Annotated in this window: 2 protein-coding genes; both read left to right on the top strand. The window is 54.1% G+C overall.

What is annotated here, in order from left to right; all coding sequences use genetic code 11:
• Positions 1-405: 405 nt before the first annotated feature.
• A complete protein-coding gene (locus V6C07_RS10500; protein ID WP_333536418.1) occupies positions 406-852 on the top strand; it encodes a universal stress protein in 447 nt (148 codons plus the stop codon).
• 225 nt (positions 853-1077) lie between these two features.
• Positions 1078-2499, top strand: a complete 1422-nt coding sequence (locus V6C07_RS10505; RefSeq protein ID WP_333536419.1) for a sodium:proton antiporter — start codon at positions 1078-1080, stop codon at positions 2497-2499.
• The last annotated feature ends 551 nt before the right edge of the window (positions 2500-3050 follow it).

Genomic DNA, 3050 nt, shown 5'->3' on the forward strand with positions numbered 1-3050 from the left:
GAGAAAAGTGTATTATGGTGACTCATGTCCAAAATCTCCTTGTGTGGCAAAGTTTTTCGCAAACTCTTTATACCACATCGCATTGAGATTTTGGACTTTTTTCTTAACCCTTAGCCGGACAGCAATGGTTTGTTATAACACATCGAAATGTTCAACGCGGCTCATGAAAGTATCATGACAACACCCGCAACGTGTTTTTCAGGCGGCTTGACGAGGGCTTTCCGTTGCCGCAAAACAAAAAAATCGCCGCTGGCGTTTGACTGTGTGATCCGCGCGACTGCTCCGACGGAAAATTGCGCACAGCAAAAACGCACGCGGATGCAGAAGAACGTTGCTTTACGGTAGCTGGCAGGCGCAAACCGACACTGGCCCAGAAGACAGAAACATCATCGTAACGGAGAGAATATGAATTATTCCGATATACTTATCCCTGTTGACGGTTCTGAAGACGCGAAAGCCGCCTGCCGTGTTGCGGCCCAGTTGACGGCAGCCATTCCTGGCAGGGAAACGCTCCACCTTCTGCATTGCGTTGCGCCTATTCCCAGCCTGATCGGAGGCGACCAGCGTGAAAAACTCAAGCAGGAACACGAACAAGATGCTGAGGCCCTTTTTGAAAGCATCCGTTCCGAGTTGAACGGAGCGGATTGCAATATAAAAACCTACGTCCGGTATGGTGAGATTGCGGAATGCATCGTCGATGCAGCCACAGAGCTTGGCTGCACCATAATAATCATGGGTACGCGAGGGGTCAGCGAAATCAAGAGCATCGTCCTCGGCAGCGTGAGCCACAATGTTCTGCGGCATGCTCCCATTCCGGTACTGCTGGTAAACAAGAACAATTCTGCACGGTAATGTGACAGGCCAGGGCAGACCGCCGGAAGTTAGCCGCTTGAGGTCGCTGCCGGCTGCCCACTGGCCGCCCACCGCATTCCGCCAGAACACTGAAAAGGGTACATTGTTTTTGACTGTTGCTTACGGATATTTGCAGTATCCGGCAGGCTGAAGCCCATCCGTTTTGGGCAATCAGGCTGAATGGCAGCATAAGGCATGACGCATTCTTAGACTTCTGGAGTAACTATGCTGAGACACCTAACCTCCTTTGCCGCGCTTTCCGTACTGCTCCTTCTTCCTGCGACAGCTTTTGCCGCTCAGGGACACCCCACGATTCCCGGTGCGGAGCTGTCCGTATACTGGGCGGTTCCCTTTGCGTGCATGCTGCTTTCCATCGCCGTGATGCCCCTGTTCGCACCACATTTCTGGGAACACAACTTTGGCAAGATATCCATATTCTGGGCGCTGGCCTTTCTTGTCCCCTGTGCGCTCACGTTTGGCTTTTCCGTAGCCGTGTATGAATTTTTGCATATTATCTTGCTGGACTACGTGCCTTTTATCATTCTGCTTTTTGCCCTCTTTACCGTGGCTGGCGGCGTACGCCTGAAAGGCTCGCTTACCGGCACACCATTGGTAAACACGGGCCTTCTGGCCGTGGGTACCGTGCTCGCAAGCTGGATGGGAACCACCGGAGCAGCCATGCTGCTCATTCGCCCGCTTTTGCGTGCCAATGAACACCGCCGGCATAAAACCCACAGCGTGGTTTTTTTCATTTTTCTTGTTGCCAACATCGGCGGTTCCCTTACCCCTCTGGGCGATCCTCCGCTGTTTCTGGGCTTCCTGAAGGGCGTGAGCTTCTTCTGGACCACGACCAACCTGTTCTTTAAAACCCTGCTGCTTTCGGTAGCCCTGTTGCTGATCTATGTGGCTCTTGATTCCTGGCTTTACGCCAAGGAAGGCAAGCCGGTTCCGCCCAGCACCAAGGATTCCACCGAAAAACTGGGCCTTGACGGCAAAATCAACCTTCTCTTCCTGCTTGGCGTGGTGCTGGCGGTGCTGGCTTCCGGCCTTTGGCCCCTGGGAACGGTAGTGGAACTGTACGGCGTTCCCATCGAAGGGCAGAACCTGCTGCGCGACGTGCTGCTGCTTTGCATCGCCGGGCTTTCCCTGCGCTTTACCGAACAGAACTGCCGCAAGCTCAACGGTTTTTCCTGGGCGCCCATTGAAGAGGTGGCCAAGCTTTTCCTCGGCATCTTCATCAGCATGATTCCTGCCATCGCCATTCTGAAGGCCGGAACGGACGGCGCGCTTTCAGGGCTTATCCAGCTTGTGTCCCATGACGGACAACCCAACAACGCCATGTACTTCTGGCTTACCGGCCTGCTGTCGAGCTTTCTGGACAATGCGCCCACCTACGTGGTGTTCTTTAATACCGCCGGTGGCGACGCCGCACACCTCATGTATGATATTCCGGCGACGCTGGCAGCCATATCCGCTGGCGCCGTCTTTATGGGAGCCAACACTTACATCGGCAACGCGCCCAACTTTATGGTCCGGGCCATCGCAGAAAACCAGGGCGTGCGCATGCCCAGCTTTTTCGGCTACATGGCCTGGTCTGTGGGCATACTGTTTCCCCTGTTCCTCTTGCTGACCTGGGTGTTCTTTTAGAGCAGGTCAACTTTGAAAATGTGCATTCTCAAAGTTGACTTCAACGCTTAACCGCGCAAGTAAACAGCTCTGCTGTCTTCGCGGCAGTCGTTGGCGAGCCTGCGAGCCTTACGAATGGCCACAGTGGTTGTGTGGAAACAAAGCGCTCGTTACACATGGTGTCTGCAAGCGTAGTTTCCCGCGTTACAACTCCTGAAGCATCCGTAACTTCCTTTGTCGTAACGGCTGAAGCTGCGCTTGCACCTTTGCGGCGGGCGACTGCTCACGCAGCCGCCAGAACAATTTCATTGCATGCCAATGATTTTCAGGAAAATCCTTGCAGAGCAGTTAACTCATTTCATCCGTAAACTGCTCTAAAAAACTGATCAGATGCAGCCCGGCGAGGCCTTGCCCCAGGCAAGCCGCAACCGGGTCATAAAGAACGAAAGGAACCCCCCGGCCTAGCCGGGGGTTCTTCATATGCGCCTGTAAGGCTTTCTTACCAGCCGCGCCCTAACAGGCGCACGGGCGATCTGACATTTGCATTTCTGTTACTTGCGGCCCGTAAACGG

The organism is Desulfovibrio sp. 1214_IL3152 (assembly GCF_036763055.1).
Lineage (GTDB): Bacteria > Desulfobacterota > Desulfovibrionia > Desulfovibrionales > Desulfovibrionaceae > Desulfovibrio.

What these genes read in the sequence shown, in the direction of transcription:
- V6C07_RS10505 (WP_333536419.1), top strand. Translation starts at nt 1,078, where the DNA reads ATGCTGAGACACCTAACCTCCTTTGCCGCGCTTTCCGTACTGCTCCTT.
- V6C07_RS10500 (WP_333536418.1), top strand. Translation starts at nt 406, where the DNA reads ATGAATTATTCCGATATACTTATCCCTGTTGACGGTTCTGAAGACGCG.